Raw genomic sequence first — 20,789 nt, forward strand, 5'->3', positions numbered from 1 at the left:
CCCGGGATGGAAGCGTCGTTTTCTTCCCGAATCCAACCCCCGCCGATGAGAACCGGCCAACCCCTCATCTTTCTTCGGGCATGGGGCCGTTGTAGAGGGATTGGGGACGAATGATCCGGTTCTGCCGGGCTTGGTCAAAAATGTGGGCACACCACCCCGCCGTCCGGCTGAGGGTGAAAGTGGGGGTGTACAATTCTTTGGGAAGGCCGACGGCCCGGAGGACGGCTGCTGCGTAAAACTCCACATTGGTGTACAGGCGTCGTCCCGGTTTGTATTCCTTCAACAATCCCAGGGCGATCTTTTCCGTTTCCAAAGCCAGACGGAACCACGGATTCTCGCCGGCAAGTTCCTCCGACACCCGGCGAAGGGCTTCCGCCCGGGGATCCCGGGTTTTGTACACCCGATGGCCGAACCCCATCAACCGCTCCCCTTTTTCCAGTTTACCCCTCAACCAACCTTCCGCCCGTTCCACCGTGCCAATCTCTTCGAGCATCCCTTCCACTTCCGAGGGGGCCCCGCCGTGAAGCGGTCCCTTCAGGGCCCCGATGGCGGCCGTCAGGGCGGACAACAGATCGGATTGAGCGGAGGCGACCACCCGCCCCGCAAAAGTGGAAGCATTCATGCCGTGCTCCGCTGTCAAAATCAAATAGGCCTCCAGCGCCCGAACGTGGGCCCCGGCCGGATTCTCCCCGGTCAACAGATACAGGTAATGGGCGGTATGGGAAAGATCTTTCCGAACCGGAGGCAGTTGGGTCCCCCGAAGCCGGTGAGCCCGTGCGGCGATGATCGCGGGCACCGCTCCCAGCACCGCCGCCCCCTGCTCCGGGGAAGGCGGCCAATCTCCTTCCATCGTCAACGCCGATACTCCCGTCCGCAACACACTCATCATGTCCGCGTCCGACGGGATCCGCTCCAGGATGTCTTTTACATGCCCCGGGAGTTCCCGGTGGGCATTCAGAAGTTCCCGAAAACGCTTTCCTTCCTCCTCAGAAGGAAGATGACCGTACCACAGGAGGTGAACCACGTCCTCAAACGTGCGGGAAACGGCAAGCTCCTTTACCCAATGTCCCCGGTAGACAAAATGCCCTTTCTCCCCGTCCACCAGCGACAATTCCGTCTCTGCCACCGCAATGCCTTCCAATCCGGGTATCACTTTCATGCGTCTCTCTCCTTTCCCTTAACTTTATCATACTTTACCCCTTCAGAAAAATCTAACTTATGATTATAATGAAATTGATAAGTTTTTTTTATCAAAAACCGGGAGAGGATCGCGATGAACCTGACCCAAATCCTCACCTTTCTGGCAGTGGCGAAACACAACAGTTTCCGTAAAGCGGCAGAAGAACTTATGCTGACCCAACCGGCTGTCAGTGCCCAAATCCGTTCCCTGGAAGAGGAACTGGGGGCGCCCTTGTTTCTTCGCCAGCGAGTGCGGATCAGTTCCGCCGGCAAAGCCTTCCTTCCCTATGCCCGGCAGGTGGCCGCCCTCCTGGAAGAGGGAAAGCAGGCCGTCCGGGATACCGAAGAACTCCGACGAGGGAGTTTCACCATCGGTGCCACATCGGGAGCGGCGATCACCATCCTCCCCCGTCTCCTGACCTACTTCCGGGATATCCGGCCCCGACTCCGGGTGACCGTCCATACCCTCACCGGGGACCAAGTTGTCCAGGGCGTGCTGGAAGGAAGGCTGGACGCGGGGATCAGTTACCAGGTGCAACCGACGGACCATCTGGAACACCAGGTACTCTTCTACGACACCCTGACCCTGGTCGCTCCCCTGGATCACCCCGCCGCCAAGGAAGATTACTTCCAGTTGGAACGGCTGAAAGAAACCGCGCTTATTTCCCTCGTCCCGAATGCGGCGGAAAGGAGACTGATCGATCAGGTCCTTCGGGAAAAAGGCATTCAGCCGGAGGCCTCCATTGAACTTTCCAGCCTGGAAGAAGTGAAGCGGATGGTCCGAGAGGGGTTGGGGCTGGCCCTGATCCCACGACTCTCCCTCGATCCCGAGGCCGATCAGCGCCTCCGCCAGATCCGGGTACCGGGCCTGAAAAGCCAACTGCCCGTCGTCCTGCTCTACCCGAAAGAACGCTACCACTCCTCCGCTCTCCGTCGCCTTTTGGACGATATCCGCGGAATTTACACGCCGGAGGAGGAGTGGTCGTGACCGTGCCCGGTCCAAAGGACCCCCTCGATGTCGCCGCGCTGACCAACAACCAACCCTTCTGCGCCGGTGTCGTGTTGCTGCGGGAGGGACGGATCCTCGCCACCTTGAACCCGGACGGCCTTCCCGAATCCCTCCAATCAACCACCTGCCGAATCGGCGGGGTCGGCGGCGGACAGGAGCCCGGGGAGACTTTGAAGGAATGTGCTTTGAGGGAAGCGGAAGAAGAAACAACAGTCAAAGTGGAGTTGATCCACTCCCCGTCCACCTTTTTTCATGACATGGACACCGGTTTGGTTTCTGAAATCACCGTTCGTGATGTTCCAGCCCCGGTGCTGCTGGAACGGATGACCGATTCCCGTCCGAATACCCCTTACCGACCCGGCTTACCGACGGGACCCTATATCTACTTCGGCCAGTTTCTCGCCGGATGGCGGACGGGAGCAAAAGAGCTGCGACCCGGGGACGACGTCCGGGCCCTCTTTTACTTCCCCGTTGACCGTTGGAACGAGCTGAAGCACCCCTCCACCCCCAGGGACCTCACTCGCCGGGGGGGCGGTCTTCATTCCCGGCCCCGGATTTGACCCGGATTGCCTTCTTTGGCTGCCGCCGGATGAATCCCTGAACGTCCTCGCCCCCCTGCTGGCCGGCCGACCGGATCTCCGGGAGCGGCTGGAAGGCGGAAAGTCAACATTCGAGGGGAACGACTGACGTCCCAGGTGAAGGTGAAAGCGGGTGAGAGAGCCGTAAGAACAGAAAGGCTTTTTTGTGGTTGGAGTCTCCCCCCAACTCTTGCGGTGGCGGTCCTTCTCCAACGTCTTTTGTTTCCCCTCTCCTCTCAAATCATCATCCCTCATCATAAAGAAATAAGGGCAAAACCGACTTTCGTCCAATGGCCGCCCCGACGTTTCTTTTCTATAATGAAGATGACACCTATTTCTTGCAGTTTTCCCGTTCGGATTTGGACCGTCCTGCTGTCACCGCCGTAAGAAATGGGCGTCTTTTTTCTTTGGAAAGGGGAGGGAACCGTTGACACAGAAGGGGGAACCGACTCCATCCCGGGAGCGGGAGGAAATGCTGCCTCAAAAGATCCAAATCGGAATTCATAACTTCATCCACACCGACACCGAGAAGGGAAAACCGTGAGGATATGGACGATTCAGAGAAAAAGAAAGGCGGGGTGACTGTGATCACATGCCACTGCGGAAATGTGTTTCTCGTCGAAAACCGCCGCTTTTTTGATCCAAATCAAGTCATACGGTGTCCCGTCTGTCAATCCATCATCAAACGGGAGACGGAAAAGGATGAAGAAGATGAAGAACCTTGAAACCAAAAAGACAACGTGCAGGCCGAAAAAGAAACCGCACCCTGTAGAGGTGCGGTTTCTCCCTTGGCGAGCGGAAGTTGACCAAACCGGCCAGCAGATCGAACACCCTTACCGGATTTTCATGATTAAACGTTCACTTCCCTTCGGCCGGAACGGATCGGGCCAAACACTTCTCCATCGCCATCACGTCCACAAAGCGTCCGTCCAGCACCCCCTGGTTCCTGAAAATTCCCACCTCCCGAAAACCGTGCTTCCGGTACAATCCTTGTCCGAGTCCGTTGAAAGGGAAGGTGTAGAGAACGATTTTGTGGAAACCGTGAAGAGAGGCCTGGCTTTCCAACGACTTCAATAAAAGCGAGCCGACGCCTTTTCCTCGCCAGCGCCGCTCCACATAAACGGAAAGATCGGCCACGCCGGTGTACGCACAACGATGGGAGTATGGATTCAATGAGGCCCATCCGTGAATCTTCTCCCCCTGTTCGGCAACCAACACCACATACCTCGGGGGCCGATCCCGTAACCACGCTTTTACTTCCCCCAAACTCTTCGGCTGTTCCTCCAGTGTGGCAATCCGGTCTTCGATTCCTTGGTTATAGATCTCCCGGATCCTCGCCCAATCTTTTTCCCACGCCTTGCGGATCCTCCAGGGCCCGTTCATGAGATCACCTTCGACTCGGTCAGGTGAAAACGCCGGGAGAGCTCGTCGCAAAAGGCCTTCAGTACGGTTGGATCGACGGAGTAGTAGTTCCACTTCCCCTGTTTTCGCTCGCGAAGCAGGCCGGCATTTTTCAATTCCTTGAGGTGGTACGAAACCTTGGACTGTTTCAGATCCAGGGCATCCTGGATGTCACAGACGCACATTCCCATGGTGCAGCATGGTACCGGCTCCTCTGAGTTTCCCCGGGCAACCAGTTCCAGAATTTGATATCGGATCGGGTCCGACAGTGCCCGGGCAATCAGGGACAGTTGTTCATGGGTACAGGCCATTCCGATTCACTCCTTATTGGTTGACATGGGTAAAACCCGGGCTAAAGCCCAGGTTTTATGAAAAGCAGCTTTACCCTTGACGGTGAGGGCAACACCGGTTGTCTGCTCCTGAAGTTACCGGTGACGTTCCGAAGGATTCTGCATCCCCTTTGACCAAAAAGACTTCCCAGCGATGTCCGTCGGGGCTGGTCACCCAGATTTTATCCTGACGGGCGTAACAACAGGCGGTGTCCATCTCGTCGAAGAAAGCCAGCCCGGCTCCCTTCAGCCGCTCCTTGGCCGCAAGAAGCTCCTCCGATGAACCGACTTGAATTCCGAGGTGGTTAAACCCTCCCGTCACCTGGCCCCCCTCATTCAGGGTGATATTCAGGACCGGTTCATTCAGAGCAAATTTCGCATAACCGTGACGAACTTTGATCGGCTCCTCTCCGAACAAATGGCGGTAAAATGGGACGGACATTTTTAGATCCTTTACGTTGATCGCTACATGGGGTTTCAGTGCCACCGGAATCCTCTCCTTCGGTAAGATTAGCAACACGAGGGCGCCGGGCAGCCAGCTCCCCCTTGACCCACCTGTTCAGACTTTTGTTTTTGAAGCCGTTTCCAAAGGTTCCGAATCAATCTGGAAGGATGACCCCGGCGGGCTTCCCGGTATTCCCTCCGAATCTCCTCCTGGCGAATCCTGACCATCTCTTCCATGCCGCTGAACATTTCCTCACCTCAGATCAAATTTTGTTGATTTGATTATATATCAACTTTTTTTGATTTATCAATACTTAGATCAAAATAAGTTGATGTTTTTGATGAAAAAAACGAACAGCGTACAATCACGGAAATCATCCGGCTTTTCGCTTTCACTTGAACGTTCATAAAGGTGTGACCCAATCCACACCCTTCAGCCATTTTCCTTTGTAAACCCCCGCTTTTCTCCCCCGGAGATGGAGGCTGGGGGAATCCATGATAAAAGGGGTTTAAACGGAAAGTGGCGTAACTTCGGTTCCGGCGCAAATAAAAAAGACTCCTTTCGGAGTCGGTTTCTATCCGATTCTGTTACACCCTGTCAGCCCTGCTGCCGATTCGGGGAGGGAAGGACTTGAGTATACAGGTGGGCCAACTTTTGTTCCAGTTCGCTGATGATTTCCCTGCCTTGCGCCCGATTGATCAGGCCGGCCCGGACCGCAAAATCAATCTCACGGGAAAGTCCGAACATCTGCGTATCCAACACCTCTTCGTACAAAGGACACTTGGGCGCGGTCAGGTTATCCAGCTGAACGGCGATCAGTTGTTCAATCTTTTTCGCGTCTTCCCTGAGCAGCTGTTCGGCGCGCTGGGTTAAGTTGGTTTGAGTCGGCGTCGTCAAGGTTTACCCCCCCAATCCACCGTTGGACAACGGTTCCACATGCATTCAAGGTAAGTGTAACACGACCCCGTGTCATTTGCAAAGTGCGCAGTTGATCTTTAGAAGTATTGTGAAATAGTGAGCGGCGGCATTTACCCGAAGCCGCTCCGGTTGCACTCACAGAGCACAAGTCTCGCCGGGGTCGCTTCTCTCCCCGGTCTCGCTATGCACTCACAGAGCACAAGTCTCGCCGGGGTCGCTTCTCTCCCCGGTCTCGCTATGCACTCACAGAGCACAAGTCTCGCCGGGGTCGCTTCTCTCCCCGGTCTCGCTATGCACTCACAGAGCACAAGTCTCGCCGGGGTCGCTCTCTCCCCGGTCTCGCTATGCACTCACAGAGCACAAGTCTCGCCGGGGTCCCTTCACTCCCGGTCTCGCTGTGCTGTCCTCAGGGATGGTTGTGGTTGCACGGCCGCTTCGCTCATCCTGCTGCGGGCCGGGGAAAGCGCCTTCGGACGCAACACAGAGAAGCTTTTGCCCCTGAACGCCATTGCAGTCTGATTCTCCGCCGGGCAGGACAGCAAAGTCGCTGGTTTGGGTAAACGCTTCCCCTTTTTTTCTCGAAACGAACATGAAATCACAACGCTTCTAGAAGATGCTCAGGTTCCACTCCCGGGACAAATCCTTCAGCAAGCGGACCCCTGCATGGCTGTTCCCTTTTTCGTCCAGGGCCGGCCCGAACACCCCGATCCCCATCCGTTCCGGAACCGAGGCCAGGATCCCGCCCGAGACTCCGCTCTTGGCGGGAATACCCACTTTAATGGCAAACTCCCCCGAAGCATTGTACATCCCGCAGGTGACCATGAATGTCTTCACCAGACGGGCAATCGGTCGGGGGACCACCTGCCTCCCTTTTTCATCTTCCCCGTAACGGGCCAGACACAGCCCCATCCGGGCCAGATCGTCACAGGTGACGGAGATGGAGCAATGTTTGAAGTAGAGTTCCAGGGTGGACTCCACATCGTCCACAATCCCGAATTCTTTCAAAAAATATGCCATGGACCGGTTTCGGTATCCGGTCACACGCTCTGAATGATAGACCGCTTCATCCACGCCGATATCCGGGTTTTCCGCCATATCCCGAACGAGGGTGAGAATCCGCTCCAACCGTTCCTCCACCGTGGAGCCTTCAATCAGGGAGCTGACCACCAACGCCCCGGCGTTGATCATCGGGTTGAGGGGTTTACCGGGTGAGTTTACCTCCAGATCGTAAATGGAGTTGAAAGGGTTCCCCGTGGGTTCCATGCCCACATGATCAAACACTTCCTCCTCCCCCCGGTCCATCAGAGCGAGGATCAGGGTGATCACCTTGGAGATGCTTTGCAGGGTGAACTCGATGGGACAATCCCCGGCGGAGTAGACACCTCCTTCACAGGTGCGGACGGATACTCCCAATGCGGAAGGATTTTGTTTGGCCAGTTGCGGAATGTAATCCGCCAGCTTTCCCTCCCGGGTGAAGGGCCGGTGCTTTTCAACGAGCTCTTTCAAAAACGATTGCATGTGATCTCCTCCCTTTGGGGGCCTGGGATTCCTTTATTTTGTTCCCCGGCAGGCTCGTGTATAATGGGGAGGAAATGTTTTTGATCCAAAAAGCAGGAGCGATTTCACATGAATGATGTCATCCTGATTACGGGCAAGGTCAAGTACCAAATCAACCTGGACCCTTCCGTCTGGATTTTTGACGACCGGCGGTTCGAAATGGAAGAACGCTTCCCGGGAGTCGACGGGCTGGGAATGGAACTGGGGCCTTTTCTTGAAAACGCAGCACCCGAAGCCGATGCCCAAAAGCTCATCATCCACCGACGGAACAAGGACCAGGTCTCTCTATCCCTGGAAGAAGCACGTTCGGCCGTGCTCCAATTCGCCCGGGAAGGAAAGCCCATCCGTCCCGACGGGCCGGCCCTTCTCTATCTGTCCGACGGGAGCAACAAGGAGCACCCCGTCGACTTCATCGAGAAAATGGAAGTCGTCTGACCCCCCTCCCCGGCACAGCCGGGGAGGCTTTTTTCCGGGTGCCCTTCCGGACTTAAAACCATCAGCTCTTTTTCTTCGTTGAGCCGGGTACTCCCACCGGGCGGGATCCCTTTTTTGTTTTTCCGCGAAGGAGGAGGATTCGCCGGTATGCCGCGGGATCCGCTTTCCGGAATACGTTCAGGGAGGGACGGACGTGGTTCACCTCGAATATCCAGGGTTTTTTCTGCGGATCCATCCCCAAATCCACGGCCAGCTCCTTTTTTTCCGGGAAACAGGCCCCAATCACTCCCGCCGCCCGGATCCCTGCGGCCTCCAACCGGTTTCTCACCAGGCGGGCGGTCTTCGGGTTCATTCCCAGGAGCCGGTTCAAAAGAAATGCCAACGGTTTGGCCCGGCCTCCCCGGCTCAAACCCGCGACGACGGCGCCGGGGGACGCCACCCTCGCTGCCGTCCCCCCGACGACCCACCTGCCGCCGAGCCGGATGAGATGCATCCGAATGTCAAAGTGGGTGCCGTTCGGGGTTTCACTGAGTATCCCCTGCTGAATCATGTATCTCCTGCCGGCGGTTCTCTTTTGCAGATGACGGATCAGTTCTCCTTTTTTCCGGAAAACAAGAACGGTTTTTCCGCCGGAGTTCAAATAAAACCGGTTCCCTGATCGAGCCACGCGGAAGATCCCTTTGGATTCACATCCGGCAACCGGCTTCAGGTAGATCAGGGGAAAACGTCGAAGCCTTGTATTCAGATGTTGGGGAGTGAACTCAACGGTTGCGGGGTGGTGCAGGGCGGTGGCGGGATGTGTTTGCAGAAGGCGGGCGATCTTCAGTTTGTTTCTGACATTTCCGGTATGGCTCATTTGGTCGGTACGAACCCCTTTACCTGTAAAAGTATCTTTCTACCAAGCTATTCACAGGATACGGAGTTCGTATAGTAGGGAGCCCCCGGATCGTCCCGTTGGGCGGAATAACCCGGCAAAAGCACCAAAAACAGGGCCCTTCCGGGCTCCGACCTGATGGACAAGGGGAGACTGAACTGCAACTTCGTTTCACCGTGAAAAACCAGACCTTCACAAAAGCCCCGCGCCCCCCTGACGGGGAGCGTTTCCAGGGCACGTCCCTTGGTTCCGTCACTTCACTCCGACCGGAAAAATTCCTTGGCCACTTTGGGAAGTCCCTTCAGCCCCCTTGCCGGACGCCCGCCGTACAGCAACCGGATGAGGGAGCCGATCGCCTCATACTGGTCCCGGTTATAGGGGAACCAGTTGAGCTCCCGCCGCTTCTTCCCCGGGTGGGAGATCACCGAGGTGGGGTGGACAAAGGTTAAGAGTCCCTCCGGACCGTGGTACCGTCCCATCCCGCTCTCCTTGTTCCCTCCGTAGGGGAGATGAGGGTTGGCGATCCCGATCATCACATCGTTGATGCAAACATTGCCACTGTCGATCCGGGCGGCCACCCGGTTGGCCTTCGCCATGTCCCTGGACCATACGCTGGCGTTCAGGCCGTAGGGGGTCTCATTGGCCAGCCGGACCGCTTCTTCCTCCGATGAAAAGGGCATGATCGGAAGAACCGGACCGAAGGTCTCATCCCGCATGATCTTCATGGAATGATCCACGTCGATCAGTACCGTCGGCTCAAAGTGAAGTGTCTTCCCGTTGAGCCGTCTGCCTCCGCACAACACCCGGGCCCCTTTTTCCACGGCATCTTCCAGATGGTTATTCACAATCTCCATCTGTTGGGGACTGGTCATGGAACCGATGTCGTTTTCGTCCGGTTGGTCGAGTCGTAATTTCTCCGCTTTCTCTTTCACTTTTTTAACGAAGTCGGCATAGACGGTCGACTCCACATAAAGGCGTTCCACTGCCATACAGGTTTGCCCCGCGTTGGTGAAAGCCCCCCAGATGGCACCGTAAGCCGCCCGGTCCAGATCGGCGTCGGCAAAGACCAACATCGGATCTTTGCCCCCCAGTTCCAGCTCCACCGGAATCAGACGTTCCGCTGCCGCCGCCATGATCTTCTTCCCGGTGGCGGCGCTTCCGGTGAAGAAAATCTTGTCGGGTCCCGATTCCACCAGATGGCGTCCGGTCTCCTTCCCTCCGTGGAGCACACGGAACACGCCCTTCGGCATGGCAAGGGAGGAGAACAAATCTTCAATCACCTTTCCGGTTAAAGGCGAAATTTCCGAGGGTTTATAAAGCACGGTGTTCCCGGTGATCAACGCCGACACCGCGGGGATCACCGACAACTGGAACGGATAGTTCCAGGGAGAAATGACGGCCACCACCCCCATGGGCCGATACTCCACCCGGGAACGGCGGCCGATCAGGGTCACCGGAGTGCGAACCCGCCGGGTCTTCAGGATGGAGGCAGCTTTCCCCTCGTAATACTTGATCGTCGCCACCGTGGGAAAGATGTCCGACATCAACGCTTCCAGTTTTACCTTGCCCGTATCCTTTGCGATCTGATCGGCCAAGTCGTCCGCCTGTTCCACAATGGTTTCCCGGAGCCGCTTCATGAATCGCAGACGTTCCTTGAGAGGCACATTCCTCCAGGAGGAAAAGGCTTCACGGGCTTCCGCCATGGCTGTTTGCACGTCTTCCTTTGTCGCTTCCCTCACTTCCCCCAGCTTTTCCGCCGTGGCGGGATTCATCATCTCCAGCACACTCATCCGGATCCCCCCTTGGTGAATGAATAACCATTGAATAATACGGTGTCGTACCATCTTTCAGTATTATTCTATTGATACCGTCGATTGTTGTAAACCTCCCAACAAAATGACAGTTAAAAAATTTTATAATATATTGACTTTTAGACGGGGGGTTGTCCATGATTAAATCAAGCAGGCCAAACTCTCCGCGTGCCTGACCTGGAGCAAGGACAACCCGGATCCGCCGGGATGCGATTGGTTTGACACACCCGAACAACCCCGGTAAACCAACAGCCGGCCCCGGAAAGGGCCGGCTGTTTTAACCGGAAAAACGGAGAATGGCAAAGGTGCCGGTGGCGTGGGCGATCCGCTTTCCCGTTTCGTTTTCCACTTTACAGTCGGCAAAGGCCAACGTGTGGCCGAGACGGATCAAGCGGGCCTCGGAGATCAGCTCCTTCCCCGTTCCGGCCTCCAGGTAATTGATCTTCATCTCCACCGTCACGGCCGCTTTCCCTTCAGGCAGGCTTTTGTTGATCAGCGAACCCATGGTGGAGTCGGCCAGGGTGGCGGTGATCCCCCCGTGGACGATGCCGCCCCGGTTCAGGGTGTACGGGGTGATCGGCACCCGGAACCGGTATGTCCCCTCTTCCGTGAACTCGCCGGAGAGGCCGAGGAAGCCCGACGGATAGGCACTCCCCCGCTCCCGCTTCTGCCGGATGGCCTGCAGGGCCAATCGAAGAATTTCCTTTTCTTCATCCGTTCCGGTCTGCAAAACTTCATTCAGTTCCATAGTGAGATCCATGTTTTCCTCCGGTGCCCCGTTTACAGTGACGGGGTTTGGATGTACCGGTACAGAAGCCGGTAAGTGTTTTCCAAGGCGTCCCGGTGGGTTCGCTCAAAGGCGTGGGAGGCGTCCACCCCGGGCCCGACCAAGCCGTGAATGAGATCGTGGCCCGCCCGGACGGCGGCACTGGCATCGGAATTGTAACGGGGATAAATGTCCACCCGGTAGCGTAGCCCTTCTGCTTCCGCCAGCTCCGTCAGTTTCTTCCGAAGGCCGTAATGATAGGGACCGCTGGAGTCTTTTGCGCAGATGGAAACGCAGAACTCGTCGGTGGTTTGACCCTCCCCAATCGCACCCATATCGACGGCCAGATATTCCCGTACCGGCCCGGGGATCCCCGAGTTGGCCCCGAAACCCACCTCTTCCCAAGTGCTGAAACAAATATGGGTGGTGTGGGGAAGGGTGAGGTTCTGTTCCACCACCTGCAGAATCAACTCCAAAAGAATAGCTGCACTGGCTTTGTCGTCCATGTGGCGCCCTTTAATGAAACCGGCCTCCGTCACTTCAACCCGGGGGTCGAAGGAGACGAAATCCCCCACTTCGATCCCCAGCTCCCGCACCTCATCCGCATTTTTCACCCGGGCGTCGAGACGGACTTCCATGTTCTCCTCTTTCCGCTCCTGTTTGCCGGCATCCTCGTAGACGTGAACCGAAGTGTGGGAGGCCAGGATGGTGCCCGTCACTTTCCGTCCCGTCCGGGTTTCCACCGTGCAGTAATTCCCCTCCACGGAGTGCCAGTTGAACCCGCCGATCCGGGTCAACCGGAGACGGCCGTTGGGTTTGATCTCCTTCACCATCGCTCCCAGCGTATCCACATGGGCGGTCAGATATCGATGGGAAGAATGATCTTCCCCCTTCAGGGTGACCAAGAGCCCTCCCTTCGCGGGATGACGCAACTTCAGCCGCCCTTCATAAGGAGTCAGCCGCTTCTTCAGATACCGGATCGCTTCCCCGGCATGCCCTGTGGGACTGGGCACCCGGACCAGTCGGACCAAATGGCCGACAATGGCATCGACGGGAACCGGAATGGTCATTGTACGTCTCTCCTCTCCTCAAATCGATGTTTCCCCATGAATTATATCAAGAGGGGCCCCGGGCAACAAAAAAAGAGAAACCCGGTCGGTTTCTCTTTCCTCCAGCTCTCGGATCCCCCTTCTTTTTTTCCCGGGAGAACCTTTCCGAACCCACTCAGGATTTCTCTTCCGCGGCCGTTGCCAACTCCCTGAGGCAATCTTCACAGACGTTTTTATTCCGGTATGTCACCACGGAATCCACCCTCCCGCAAAAGAGGCAGGAAGGACTGTACTTTTTGAGAATGACATTGGATCCGTCCACATAGATTTCCAAAGGGTCCCTGACATCGATATCCATCGTCCGCCTCAATTCCACGGGCAACACGATTCTTCCGAGTTCATCCACTTTTCGCACGATCCCGGTGGCTTTCACAAATTCCACCTCCATTGGCAATGATTACGGACTATGACTTATATACCACAACTATTCCACCCGCTAACCTGCAATCCCTCCCGGCGGATGAATTTGGAAACCCGGTCGGTCGCCCTCGGAGAGGAATTGACCGATCGATGTCGAAAGACTGAGAGTGCCTTTCTAATGCTTTATCAAAGAGGTGATCACTATTGTGGAAATCGATGAATGACACCCTCCTTCTATGGATCGGGGAAATTAACGGGTATGTCTGGGGTTGGCCCACCCTGATCCTTCTGGTGGGCACGGGAATTTTTCTCAGCCTCCGGCTGGGTTTCCTCCAGTTCAAAACCCTTCCCTACGCTCTGAAGCTCGCCTTCACCCGAAACCAGGACAAGCGATCCAAGGGGGACATCTCCCACTTTCAGGCCCTGATGACCGCACTGGCGGCCACCATCGGGACCGGAAACATCGCCGGGGTGGCCACGGCAGTTGCCACCGGGGGACCCGGAGCGGTCTTCTGGATGTGGATCACCGCCCTTTTCGGGATGGCCACCAAGTACGCCGAGGCCATCCTGGCAGTGAAATACCGGGTCACCAACGAAAAGGGGGAAATTTCCGGCGGTCCGATGTACTATATTGAACGGGGCCTCGGCTGGAAATGGCTCGCCGTACTGTTCGCCCTCTTCGGTTCTTTCGCCGCCTTCGGGATCGGCAACATGGTCCAATCCCACTCCGTCGCCGGCGCCTTGACGGAAATCTCCGGAGCCGCCATCCCCACCTGGGGCACGGGTCTGGTTCTGGCGGTATTGACCGGACTGGTGCTCCTGGGGGGAATCAAAGCCATCGGCCGAATGGCTGCCCTCCTGGTTCCCTTCATGGCCCTCTTCTACGTCGCAGGGGGGCTGCTGATCATTCTGTTGAACCTCGGCGCCGTGCCGGCCGCATTCACCCTCATTTTCTCCGATGCCTTCACCGGCTCGGCCGTTGCCGGCGGAGTGCTCGGCCAGGTGATCAAGATGGGGGTGGCCCGGGGCCTCTTCTCCAACGAAGCCGGCCTCGGTTCCGCACCGATCGCCGCTGCGGCCGCCAAAACCGACTACCCCGGTCGTCAGGCTCTGGTCTCCATGACCGGCACCTTTCTGGATACCATCGTGGTCTGCACCATCACGGGTCTGGCCATCGTGATGACCGGAACCTACGCCAAGGAGGGGTTGGAAGGGGCCCAGGTCACCGTCGCCGCTTTCAACGAAGTCCTGCCCACCATCGGCGGACTGATCGTCTCCATCGGTCTGATCCTGTTTGCCTATTCCACCATCCTCGGATGGTCCTACTACGGAGAAAAGTGCTTCACTTACCTCTTCAGTGAGAAAACCCCGGTCTCCGTCCTTTATCGCAGCCTCTTCGTCGTCGCGGTCTTTATCGGGGCCCTTCAGCCGATCGACCTGGTCTGGACCCTGTCCGACACGATGAACGGCCTGATGGCCCTGCCCAACCTGATCGGATTGCTGCTCCTGTCCGGGGTGGTGGTCTCCGAAACCAACTCCTTCCGGAATCAGATGAAAAAAGAGCTCGGAGAAAAACAGAAACAAACGGCCTGACCCTCGGGAAAACCCCCGTCCGGCAACCCGGACGGGGGCTTCACGTTTCATCGGAACGTTTTGGTTTCAAGAGGCGAAGGAAAAAAAGCAGGCCGCCACCGATCAAGCTCCCCAGGATCGAAAACCAGACGGCAAACCCGAACACCTCCATCCAGTACATTCCCGGGGAAAGGACCACCACCCCCCTTGTTCCTTCTTCCACCTCCACCCGGGTCGGGACCGCGTTCAGCCCGAAGATCCATCCTGCAGTGCCGCCGACCATTGCCGGAATCACCAGCCGTTTCCCCGGTGTTTTCCGTGAGTGTCTGCTCATGCGGTCATCCCCTTCAACCGGAATCCGGACAAGCCGATGTTACATCTTATTCGGAAAGAAGAAGATCATTCTCCCCATTTTCTTTTCCTGACTTGAAATCCTTGCTTGTCCCGGAAGAAGGGGCGATGTTCCTTCATTTTTCAAAAAAATCCCCTCCCTTAAAAGCATTGTGATTTCATGTTCGTTTCGAGAAAAGGGGAAGCGTTTACCCAAAACAGCGACTTTGCTGTCCTGCCCAGCGGAGAATCAGCCTGCAAGGGTGTTCAGGGGCAAAAGCTTCTCTGTGATCCGAAGGCGTTTTGCCCCTGCCTGCAGCAGGATGATTCGGAGCGGACTGTGCAACCATCTCTGCAGGACAGCATAGCGAGACCGGGGAGCGTAAGCGACCCAGGCGAGACTTGTGCTCGGTGAGTGCAGCCGGAGCGGCTTTGGGTAAATGCTGCCGCTCACTTCACAACGCTTTTAATGGATGGGAGAGGAGATGGATGATTCGCGGAAATTCAGCCCCGGAGGTTTTCCGGATTGAGGGGTTGTAAGTCGGGCACGGTGAAGAGACCGTCTTTGCGAATCAGTTCACCGTCGAAATAGATTTCCCCTCCGCCGTAATCGGCACGCTGGATGTTGACAATGTCCCAGTGGATGGCGGAGCGGTTGCCGTTGTCGCATTCTTCGTATGCCCGTCCGGGAGTGAAATGGAAGCTTCCGTTGATCTTTTCGTCAAACAGGGTGTCCAGCATCGGATGATGGATGTCCGGGTTGATCCCCAGACTGAACTCCCCGATGTAACGGGCACCCTCGTCGGTGTCCAGGATTTTGTTCAGTTTTTCCGTCTCGTTGGCGGTGGCTTTCACGATTTTGCCGTCCCGGAATTCGAAACGGATGTTTTCAAATTTGGTTCCCTGATAGACGCTGGCCGTATTGTAGGTGAGGACCCCGTTGACGGATTCCCGGACGGGAGCGGTGAACACTTCCCCGTCGGGGATGTTGGCTTTACCGGCGCACTTGATGGCCGGAAGTCCCTGGATGGAGAAAGTGAGATCGGTGCCGGGCCCTTTGATCCGGACTTCCTCCGTCTCTTCCATCCGTTTCACCAAGGGGTCCATCGCCTTGTCCATCCGCTTGTAATCAACGGTGCAGACATTGTAGAAAAAGTCTTCAAATGCTTCCGTGCTGGTACCCGCCAACTGAGCCATGGACGGGTTGGGATAACGGAGAACCACCCAGCGGGTGTTGTTCACCCGTTCATCATGTACCACACGGTTGTATCGTTCGGCGTAAAGCTTCATTTTGTCCGAAGGAACATCGGCCAGTTCATTGATGTTCTGCCGACCCCGGATGGCAACATAGCAATCCATTTCTTTCATCCGCGCCAGATCGTGTCGGGCCATAAGATCCATGTGTTCCTCGTTGGTGGAGAGAAGCTGGGCCCGGAGAAGGGCATCGTTGTTCAAATGAACCAGCGGATAGCCGCCTGCCTGATAGACTTCGGTGATCAGGGCCCGGGCCAGTTCATCCCGCTCCCCGAACAGATCGATCAAAACCTTGTCGCCGGATTTCACTTCCATCGAATGGTTAACCAACAACCGGGCCAAATCGGTGACTCGTGGATCGCGCATTTCTCAATCCCCTTTATTCTATGTAGAGTCCATCTCTTATTCTACCACTGAACACCCCCGTTGTCAGAAAGGGAGTAACCCGATAGAATAGGAGGGAAAACCGGGTACAGGGAAGATCGTATTTCCGTTGCCACCCGGCAGCAAAAGACGCTCAAAACCAATGGTTCTGTAATCAACGTCTGAGGGTTTTGGAGGAATGACCGATGTTTGAACTCAACCGGTTGGAAGGAAATAAAGAAAAGCGCTATGAAAGTCTGTTGAACCAAGCCCAAAGCCTGATGCAGGGGGAACGGGACTGGCTGGCCAACCTGGCCAACGCCGCTTCCCTCCTGTACAATTCCTTGGAAAAGGTGAACTGGGCCGGCTTTTACCTGATGCGGGATGAGACAGAGGAGCTGGTCCTCGGGCCCTTCATGGGACTTCCCGCCTGCATCCGCATTCCCGTGGGGAAAGGGGTCTGTGGTACCGCCGTCCGGGAACGTTCCACCCAGCTCGTCCCCGACGTGAACCAATTTCCCGGTCACATCGCCTGCGACGCGGCCTCCCGTTCGGAGATCGTCGTCCCCCTGGAAGCAGACGGGGAGATCGTCGGGGTGCTGGACATCGACAGCCCCGAACCGGGACGGTTCGATGAGACGGACCGGAAGTACCTGAAGGCCTTTGCCGAAATTCTCCAGGAAAGCATCGACTGGTCGACGATAAAATAAGGGAACAGAAAGGGACCGCCCGGCAGGGACGGTCCTTTCTGTTCGACGTGACGCACCCCCCCCGGCACCCCAAGGGACCGTACACCCCAAGGTACTCCTCGCCGACAGCTCCCTCCGTCCGAGGCAACGAAGGGGCGCTGAAGCTGAGACAGCTGTGGACCTTCCACGGCCTGAACAGCTCCTCGGACTCGTTGAACGACTTCCCGGTCGTACCTGAACACATGTCGGCTTGCGGGAGGGCTGACGCCCCCCTGTCCGACGCGCCTTATATTCCCATGCTAAAAACCAGGGGTGTTACGGGGCCAGCTGATAAATCCGGTAGGCCCGGCGGATCTCCTCTTTCATCCACTCGGGGAAGGGGGCGGTGTCCAGTTCCCGGATTCCGATCCAGTGGTAACTGTCGTGTTCCGCACTCAACCTCAGTTTTCCGGTCGGGTTCTGACAGGCAAACTTGATGATAATGAGGTGTTTTTCATCCTGGATATCATCGTAGATGTAAGCGGGGCCCACCACCTTAATCTGCAGGCCGGTCTCTTCCTTCACTTCCCGGTACAACGCCTCCATCAGAGGCTCGGAAGGCTCCAATCCGCCGCCGGGAAAATCCCATCCGTGGGTGTCCTTGGCGCTCCTCTCCGCTTTGGACTTGCGGAGGACCAGCACCCGATCCTCATCGAAGATGATGGCCTTGGCAGCAATCTTGTAAGGCTTTTTCATCTGAATCCTCTCCACTTCCCGCCGGGCGGCGGCGATTAGCTCTGACGGAAGAAGGTGCCCGCGGCCCGGGCGATTCCTCTCCCCTCTTCATCCCTTACTTTGGTCTCCAGCACGAGAATCGTCCGCCCTTTTTTGATCACTTGGGTATGGGAAGTGAGCCATCCCTCCACGGCCGGCCTCAGAAAGCTTACGTTTAAATCCAGAGTAACCGAACGGCGGTTCTCCCCCATCTCCTGAAAAACCGTGGAACCCATCGCCGTATCGATAAACGTGGCGGTAATCCCCCCGTGCAGGATCTTGTAGCGGTTCGTCAATTCATCCGTCACCAGCATCCGGTGGATATAGGCCCCGGCTTCCTCGTCGAAGCCCAGGGACTGGAAATTCATCATCTCTTCAATGTAAGCCAGCGGGCTCACCCGCGTCCTTTTCAGCGCCTGCACCTGTTTGTGGATGGTTTCCAGTTCGCTCGGGTTCAAATCTTTTAATTCCTTCAAAAGTCCGTCCAAAGTCATGTACCGATCCTCTTTCCCTATGATGATTCTTTTTTGATGTGGATCCGATTCGGGGCCTGACAGGCCCGACACAAAGCCGGAGGCTCCACTCTTACGTTACCACAAACCACCGTCCCGGAAAACTGACCTGTCATCCCCAGAAGCGTTGTGAAAAAGTAAGCGGCAGCATTTACCCAAAGCCGCTCCGGCTGCACTCACAGAGCACAAGTCTCGCCTGGGTCGCTTACGCTCCCCGGTCTCGCTATGCTGTCCTGCAGAGATGGTTGCACAGTCCGCTCCGAATCATCCTGCTGCGGGCAGGGGCAAACGCCTTCGGATGCAACACAGAGAAGCTTTTGCCCCTGAACGCCCTTGCAGGCTGATTCTCCGCCGGGCAGGTCAGCAAAGTCGCTGTTTTGGGTAAACGCTTCCCCCTTTTCTCGAAACGAACAACGCTTCCAGGCAGTGACGGAAAAGCACAGAAGGAAAAATAAGCCCCCTTTAAAAACAGCCGGCCCCATCCACGGAATCTATACAGAGAGCCCCGGCACTCCTCCCCTCAACCGCCGAATGCCCGCCTTTCGGCGGGCATTCTTCATCCTTTCATCGATTCCAGCCACTCGGAATAGCAATCGTCACACAGCAGTTCATTCCGCTCCCTCTCCTGCTCGTAGAAGGTGACGGGATGGATGCTGGTCACTTGATGCTCGCAGTGGTGACACGTGTATTCTTTCATCAAACCAGCCTCCTGAATGAATGGGTGTTCCCATAGCCTTCCCCAAACAGCAAGATGGATGATACCGCTTCAACGGAAGGCATAAAAAAAGAACCCCCGAGAGGGGTTCTCGAGAGGGGTTCTCCTCCAGTCTTCGAATTCTCACCAGCCTCCGGAGACGCTGATTCCTTCCCCGGTGACCGAGGCCGCTCCGTCGGAGGCGAGATAGACGGCACAGGCCGCAATCTCCTCCGGTTTGATGAACCGTTTGAGGGCCTGTTTGTGCAACAGGTGTTTGTGCAGGGCCTCCTCTTTGGAAATCCCTTCTTTCCCGGCCAGCCGGTCCAGTTGGTTTTGGACCAGCGGAGTATCCGCCACTCCCGGCATGATGGCGTTGACGGTGATCCCATGCTCAGCCGTTTCCAGTGCCACCGTCCGGGTCAGGCCGACCACCCCGTGTTTGGCCGAGATGTAAGCCGATTTGAAAGGAGAAGCGGTTTTTCCGTGCACGGATGAAATGTTGATGATCCGCCCGTATTTCTGCTTCTTCATCAGGGGAACGGTATGTTTGGTCAGCAGGAACGGTCCGGTCAGCATCACTCCGATCAAATGCTCCCATTTTTCCAGGGGGAAGTCCTCCACCTTGTCGATATGTTGCAGCCCCGCATTGTTCACCAGTACATCAATGCTGCCCCGGGAGGAGACGACCTGTTCCACCATGGTCTTCACCTTCTCTTCATCGGCCACGTCGACAGCATATCCCGAAGCCTCCCCGCCGGTGGTTTGGGCAATTCTCCCGGCGGCTTCCACCGCATCCCGTTCACTCAGGTCGGCAACCACCGCGTGATCCCCTTCCCGGGCAAAGGCCTGCGCTATGCTGTACCCGATCCCCCGGGCCGCTCCGGTAACGATGACCGTACGTTGCTTCATGGAATCCTTCCTTCCAACATCATGTTGTTTCCGCATTCCCGTTCAAAAAAGTCTGCAGAGACAAGAGATTACGAGGCACGGGCATCCTCCGACACCCGGTCACTCATCGCATTATCAAACCGTTCATTGGGTTCCGGCCGGGTCAGGAACGATACCGCAATCAGCGTAACAGTGGAGACGATCAGGGCGATCGCCCCGGTATCCAATTGCGGTACATAAACTTCTTTCACTTTGAGGATGTAGAGACCGAAACTGGTCAGAAAGCCAAGAGAAGCGGACCAGATCGCAGCGGGCCGAGTGGCTCGCTTCCACCAGATCCCGATGCTGAGGACAGGTACCAGAGAGGCCACAAAAATTCCCCAGGAGGCGTTGCCCAGCCAACCGACCAAATCAGGCGGATTCAGGGAAAGCAGAACGGTGAGCAAGATCACCCCCAGCGTCACCAGCCGTGACAGGGCGAGCTCCTTCTTAGCCGGCAACTGTTCCCCTTTCTTGATAATCTGCTGATAGAGATCCCGGACGATGGCCGAACTGGCCACCAACAGGAACGCTTCGCTGGTGGACATGATGGCCGCCATCACCGCCGCAAAAATCAGACCGGCCACCACCGGGCTGAAGAACTGGGTGATGAACATCGGGGCGACCAAGTCCGGGGAAGCCGGCGCTTCCATCATTCCCCTTTCCACCATCACCTTGGAGTAAAGTCCGACAAACCACAGGAGAACGGTGATTCCGTAGGTGGCGGCGGAGATCAGGGCCGCCCATTTCAACATGGTCAGTTTTTTGATCATGTAAAATTTCGAGACCACATGGGGTTGTCCCTGATGTCCCAGCAGATAAAGCAAGAAATACGAGATAAACGCAAAGATGCTGATCGGTCCCGCCGTATGCCAGGCCTGAACATAATTGGGGTTCATATTGGCCAGCTCGGTGTTCATC

Annotated in this window: 23 protein-coding genes; 5 read left to right on the forward strand and 18 right to left on the reverse strand. The window is 56.5% G+C overall.

All coding sequences use genetic code 11. The annotated features are described in order from the left end of the window. Nucleotides 1-64: 64 nt before the first annotated feature. Nucleotides 65-1,159 (reverse strand): citrate synthase/methylcitrate synthase, encoded by a 1,095-nt coding sequence (locus C8P63_RS12430; RefSeq protein ID WP_108024665.1) that lies wholly within the window; start codon nt 1,157-1,159, stop codon nt 65-67. A 114-nt stretch (nt 1,160-1,273) separates the two neighbouring features. Between C8P63_RS12430 and C8P63_RS12435 the strand changes: the two genes are divergently transcribed. Beyond that, nucleotides 1,274-2,167: a LysR family transcriptional regulator gene (locus C8P63_RS12435; RefSeq protein ID WP_108024667.1), complete on the forward strand. Its 894-nt coding sequence runs from the start codon at nt 1,274-1,276 to the stop codon at nt 2,165-2,167. Continuing rightward, nucleotides 2,164-2,748 carry an NUDIX domain-containing protein gene (locus tag C8P63_RS12440; RefSeq protein ID WP_170109640.1) on the forward strand — a complete coding sequence of 195 codons (585 nt, stop codon included), beginning with the start codon at nt 2,164-2,166 and terminating at the stop codon, nt 2,746-2,748. The genes C8P63_RS12435 and C8P63_RS12440 overlap by 4 nt, the downstream gene beginning before the upstream one ends. Nucleotides 2,749-3,624: 876 nt before the next feature. On the opposite strand, the gene C8P63_RS12445 is transcribed toward C8P63_RS12440, so the two are convergent. The 5 genes from C8P63_RS12445 to glsA form a co-directional block, all read right to left on the reverse strand. Beyond that, nucleotides 3,625-4,149 carry an arsinothricin resistance N-acetyltransferase ArsN1 family A gene (locus tag C8P63_RS12445; protein ID WP_108024671.1) on the reverse strand — a complete coding sequence of 175 codons (525 nt, stop codon included), beginning with the start codon at nt 4,147-4,149 and terminating at the stop codon, nt 3,625-3,627. Next, nucleotides 4,146-4,478, reverse strand: a complete 333-nt coding sequence (locus tag C8P63_RS12450; protein WP_108024673.1) for an ArsR/SmtB family transcription factor — start codon at nt 4,476-4,478, stop codon at nt 4,146-4,148. The genes C8P63_RS12445 and C8P63_RS12450 overlap by 4 nt, the downstream gene beginning before the upstream one ends. Before the next feature lie 70 nt (nt 4,479-4,548). Beyond that, nucleotides 4,549-4,983 (reverse strand): ArsI/CadI family heavy metal resistance metalloenzyme, encoded by a 435-nt coding sequence (locus tag C8P63_RS12455; RefSeq protein WP_108024675.1) that lies wholly within the window; start codon nt 4,981-4,983, stop codon nt 4,549-4,551. 555 nt (nt 4,984-5,538) lie between these two features. Beyond that, a complete protein-coding gene (locus C8P63_RS12465) occupies nt 5,539-5,838 on the reverse strand; it encodes an Fpa/YlaN family protein (RefSeq protein WP_108024679.1) in 300 nt (99 codons plus the stop codon). Between the two features lie 627 nt (nt 5,839-6,465). Next, nucleotides 6,466-7,377 (reverse strand): glutaminase A, encoded by a 912-nt coding sequence (gene glsA / locus C8P63_RS12470; RefSeq protein WP_108024681.1) that lies wholly within the window; start codon nt 7,375-7,377, stop codon nt 6,466-6,468. Nucleotides 7,378-7,485: 108 nt separating this feature from the next. On the opposite strand from glsA, the gene C8P63_RS12475 reads away from it, so the two are divergent. Beyond that, a complete protein-coding gene (locus tag C8P63_RS12475) occupies nt 7,486-7,851 on the forward strand; it encodes a hypothetical protein (RefSeq protein ID WP_108024683.1) in 366 nt (121 codons plus the stop codon). A 61-nt stretch (nt 7,852-7,912) separates the two neighbouring features. On the opposite strand, the gene C8P63_RS12480 is transcribed toward C8P63_RS12475, so the two are convergent. The 5 genes from C8P63_RS12480 to C8P63_RS12500 form a co-directional block, all read right to left on the reverse strand. Beyond that, complete coding sequence (locus tag C8P63_RS12480) at nt 7,913-8,707, reverse strand: YheC/YheD family protein (protein ID WP_108024685.1); 795 nt, start codon at nt 8,705-8,707, stop codon at nt 7,913-7,915. Nucleotides 8,708-8,982: 275 nt separating this feature from the next. Further along, the gene (locus C8P63_RS12485; RefSeq protein WP_170109641.1) at nt 8,983-10,515 is read right to left on the reverse strand and encodes an aldehyde dehydrogenase family protein; all 1,533 of its coding nucleotides are present in this window, start codon (nt 10,513-10,515) and stop codon (nt 8,983-8,985) included. A 298-nt stretch (nt 10,516-10,813) separates the two neighbouring features. Next, on the reverse strand, nt 10,814-11,296 hold the full coding sequence (locus tag C8P63_RS12490) for a PaaI family thioesterase (protein WP_245920875.1): 483 nt from the start codon (nt 11,294-11,296) through the stop codon (nt 10,814-10,816). A 20-nt stretch (nt 11,297-11,316) separates the two neighbouring features. Further along, nucleotides 11,317-12,372 carry a M42 family metallopeptidase gene (locus tag C8P63_RS12495; protein WP_108024689.1) on the reverse strand — a complete coding sequence of 352 codons (1,056 nt, stop codon included), beginning with the start codon at nt 12,370-12,372 and terminating at the stop codon, nt 11,317-11,319. A 154-nt stretch (nt 12,373-12,526) separates the two neighbouring features. Continuing rightward, on the reverse strand, nt 12,527-12,784 hold the full coding sequence (locus tag C8P63_RS12500; RefSeq protein ID WP_108024692.1) for an AbrB/MazE/SpoVT family DNA-binding domain-containing protein: 258 nt from the start codon (nt 12,782-12,784) through the stop codon (nt 12,527-12,529). Nucleotides 12,785-12,987: 203 nt separating this feature from the next. Here C8P63_RS12500 and C8P63_RS12505 point away from each other — a divergent pair, with 203 nt between their 5' ends. Continuing rightward, complete coding sequence (locus C8P63_RS12505; protein ID WP_108024721.1) at nt 12,988-14,364, forward strand: alanine/glycine:cation symporter family protein; 1,377 nt, start codon at nt 12,988-12,990, stop codon at nt 14,362-14,364. Nucleotides 14,365-14,404: 40 nt separating this feature from the next. Here the strand turns inward: C8P63_RS12505 and C8P63_RS12510 are convergent, their stop codons facing one another. Next, entirely contained in the window at nt 14,405-14,677 is a 273-nt protein-coding gene (locus C8P63_RS12510; RefSeq protein WP_108024694.1) for a hypothetical protein, read from the reverse strand. 500 nt (nt 14,678-15,177) lie between these two features. Continuing rightward, entirely contained in the window at nt 15,178-16,293 is a 1,116-nt protein-coding gene (locus tag C8P63_RS12515; protein WP_108024696.1) for an aminopeptidase, read from the reverse strand. Nucleotides 16,294-16,496: 203 nt separating this feature from the next. Here C8P63_RS12515 and C8P63_RS12520 point away from each other — a divergent pair, with 203 nt between their 5' ends. Further along, a complete protein-coding gene (locus C8P63_RS12520) occupies nt 16,497-17,000 on the forward strand; it encodes a GAF domain-containing protein (protein WP_108024698.1) in 504 nt (167 codons plus the stop codon). A gap of 294 nt (nt 17,001-17,294) precedes the next feature. Here C8P63_RS12520 and C8P63_RS12525 read toward each other — a convergent pair whose 3' ends face one another. From C8P63_RS12525 to C8P63_RS19580, 5 genes are all read right to left on the reverse strand, one after another. Continuing rightward, nucleotides 17,295-17,714 carry an NUDIX hydrolase gene (locus C8P63_RS12525; protein ID WP_108024700.1) on the reverse strand — a complete coding sequence of 140 codons (420 nt, stop codon included), beginning with the start codon at nt 17,712-17,714 and terminating at the stop codon, nt 17,295-17,297. A 35-nt stretch (nt 17,715-17,749) separates the two neighbouring features. Beyond that, nucleotides 17,750-18,226, reverse strand: a complete 477-nt coding sequence (locus tag C8P63_RS12530; protein ID WP_108024702.1) for a PaaI family thioesterase — start codon at nt 18,224-18,226, stop codon at nt 17,750-17,752. Between the two features lie 574 nt (nt 18,227-18,800). Then, a complete protein-coding gene (locus tag C8P63_RS19170) occupies nt 18,801-18,941 on the reverse strand; it encodes a hypothetical protein (RefSeq protein ID WP_170109642.1) in 141 nt (46 codons plus the stop codon). Nucleotides 18,942-19,082: 141 nt separating this feature from the next. Further along, entirely contained in the window at nt 19,083-19,850 is a 768-nt protein-coding gene (locus C8P63_RS12540) for a 3-hydroxybutyrate dehydrogenase (protein ID WP_108024706.1), read from the reverse strand. A gap of 68 nt (nt 19,851-19,918) precedes the next feature. Next, nucleotides 19,919-20,788: a sodium:solute symporter family transporter gene (locus C8P63_RS19580; RefSeq protein ID WP_342748073.1), complete on the reverse strand. Its 870-nt coding sequence runs from the start codon at nt 20,786-20,788 to the stop codon at nt 19,919-19,921. Between the last annotated feature and the right edge of the window lies 1 nt (nt 20,789).

Source organism: Melghirimyces profundicolus (assembly GCF_003054245.1).
GTDB lineage: Bacteria > Bacillota > Bacilli > Thermoactinomycetales > DSM-45169 > Melghirimyces > Melghirimyces profundicolus.

Excerpts from the sequence above, each read along its gene's own strand:
- C8P63_RS12430 (WP_108024665.1), bottom strand. The coding sequence starts at position 1,159 with ATGAAAGTGATACCCGGATTGGAAGGCATTGCGGTGGCAGAGACGGAA.
- C8P63_RS12435 (WP_108024667.1), top strand. The coding sequence starts at position 1,274 with ATGAACCTGACCCAAATCCTCACCTTTCTGGCAGTGGCGAAACACAAC.
- C8P63_RS12445 (WP_108024671.1), bottom strand. The coding sequence starts at position 4,149 with ATGAACGGGCCCTGGAGGATCCGCAAGGCGTGGGAAAAAGATTGGGCG.
- C8P63_RS12450 (WP_108024673.1), bottom strand. The coding sequence starts at position 4,478 with ATGGCCTGTACCCATGAACAACTGTCCCTGATTGCCCGGGCACTGTCG.
- glsA (WP_108024681.1), bottom strand. The coding sequence starts at position 7,377 with ATGCAATCGTTTTTGAAAGAGCTCGTTGAAAAGCACCGGCCCTTCACC.
- C8P63_RS12475 (WP_108024683.1), top strand. The coding sequence starts at position 7,486 with ATGAATGATGTCATCCTGATTACGGGCAAGGTCAAGTACCAAATCAAC.
- C8P63_RS12480 (WP_108024685.1), bottom strand. The coding sequence starts at position 8,707 with ATGAGCCATACCGGAAATGTCAGAAACAAACTGAAGATCGCCCGCCTT.
- C8P63_RS12485 (WP_170109641.1), bottom strand. The coding sequence starts at position 10,515 with ATGAGTGTGCTGGAGATGATGAATCCCGCCACGGCGGAAAAGCTGGGG.
- C8P63_RS12490 (WP_245920875.1), bottom strand. The coding sequence starts at position 11,296 with ATGGATCTCACTATGGAACTGAATGAAGTTTTGCAGACCGGAACGGAT.
- C8P63_RS12495 (WP_108024689.1), bottom strand. The coding sequence starts at position 12,372 with ATGACCATTCCGGTTCCCGTCGATGCCATTGTCGGCCATTTGGTCCGA.
- C8P63_RS12505 (WP_108024721.1), top strand. The coding sequence starts at position 12,988 with ATGAATGACACCCTCCTTCTATGGATCGGGGAAATTAACGGGTATGTC.
- C8P63_RS12510 (WP_108024694.1), bottom strand. The coding sequence starts at position 14,677 with ATGAGCAGACACTCACGGAAAACACCGGGGAAACGGCTGGTGATTCCG.
- C8P63_RS12515 (WP_108024696.1), bottom strand. The coding sequence starts at position 16,293 with ATGCGCGATCCACGAGTCACCGATTTGGCCCGGTTGTTGGTTAACCAT.
- C8P63_RS12520 (WP_108024698.1), top strand. The coding sequence starts at position 16,497 with ATGTTTGAACTCAACCGGTTGGAAGGAAATAAAGAAAAGCGCTATGAA.
- C8P63_RS12525 (WP_108024700.1), bottom strand. The coding sequence starts at position 17,714 with ATGAAAAAGCCTTACAAGATTGCTGCCAAGGCCATCATCTTCGATGAG.
- C8P63_RS12530 (WP_108024702.1), bottom strand. The coding sequence starts at position 18,226 with ATGACTTTGGACGGACTTTTGAAGGAATTAAAAGATTTGAACCCGAGC.
- C8P63_RS19170 (WP_170109642.1), bottom strand. The coding sequence starts at position 18,941 with ATGAAAGAATACACGTGTCACCACTGCGAGCATCAAGTGACCAGCATC.
- C8P63_RS12540 (WP_108024706.1), bottom strand. The coding sequence starts at position 19,850 with ATGAAGCAACGTACGGTCATCGTTACCGGAGCGGCCCGGGGGATCGGG.
- C8P63_RS19580 (WP_342748073.1), bottom strand. The coding sequence starts at position 20,788 with ATGAACACCGAGCTGGCCAATATGAACCCCAATTATGTTCAGGCCTGG.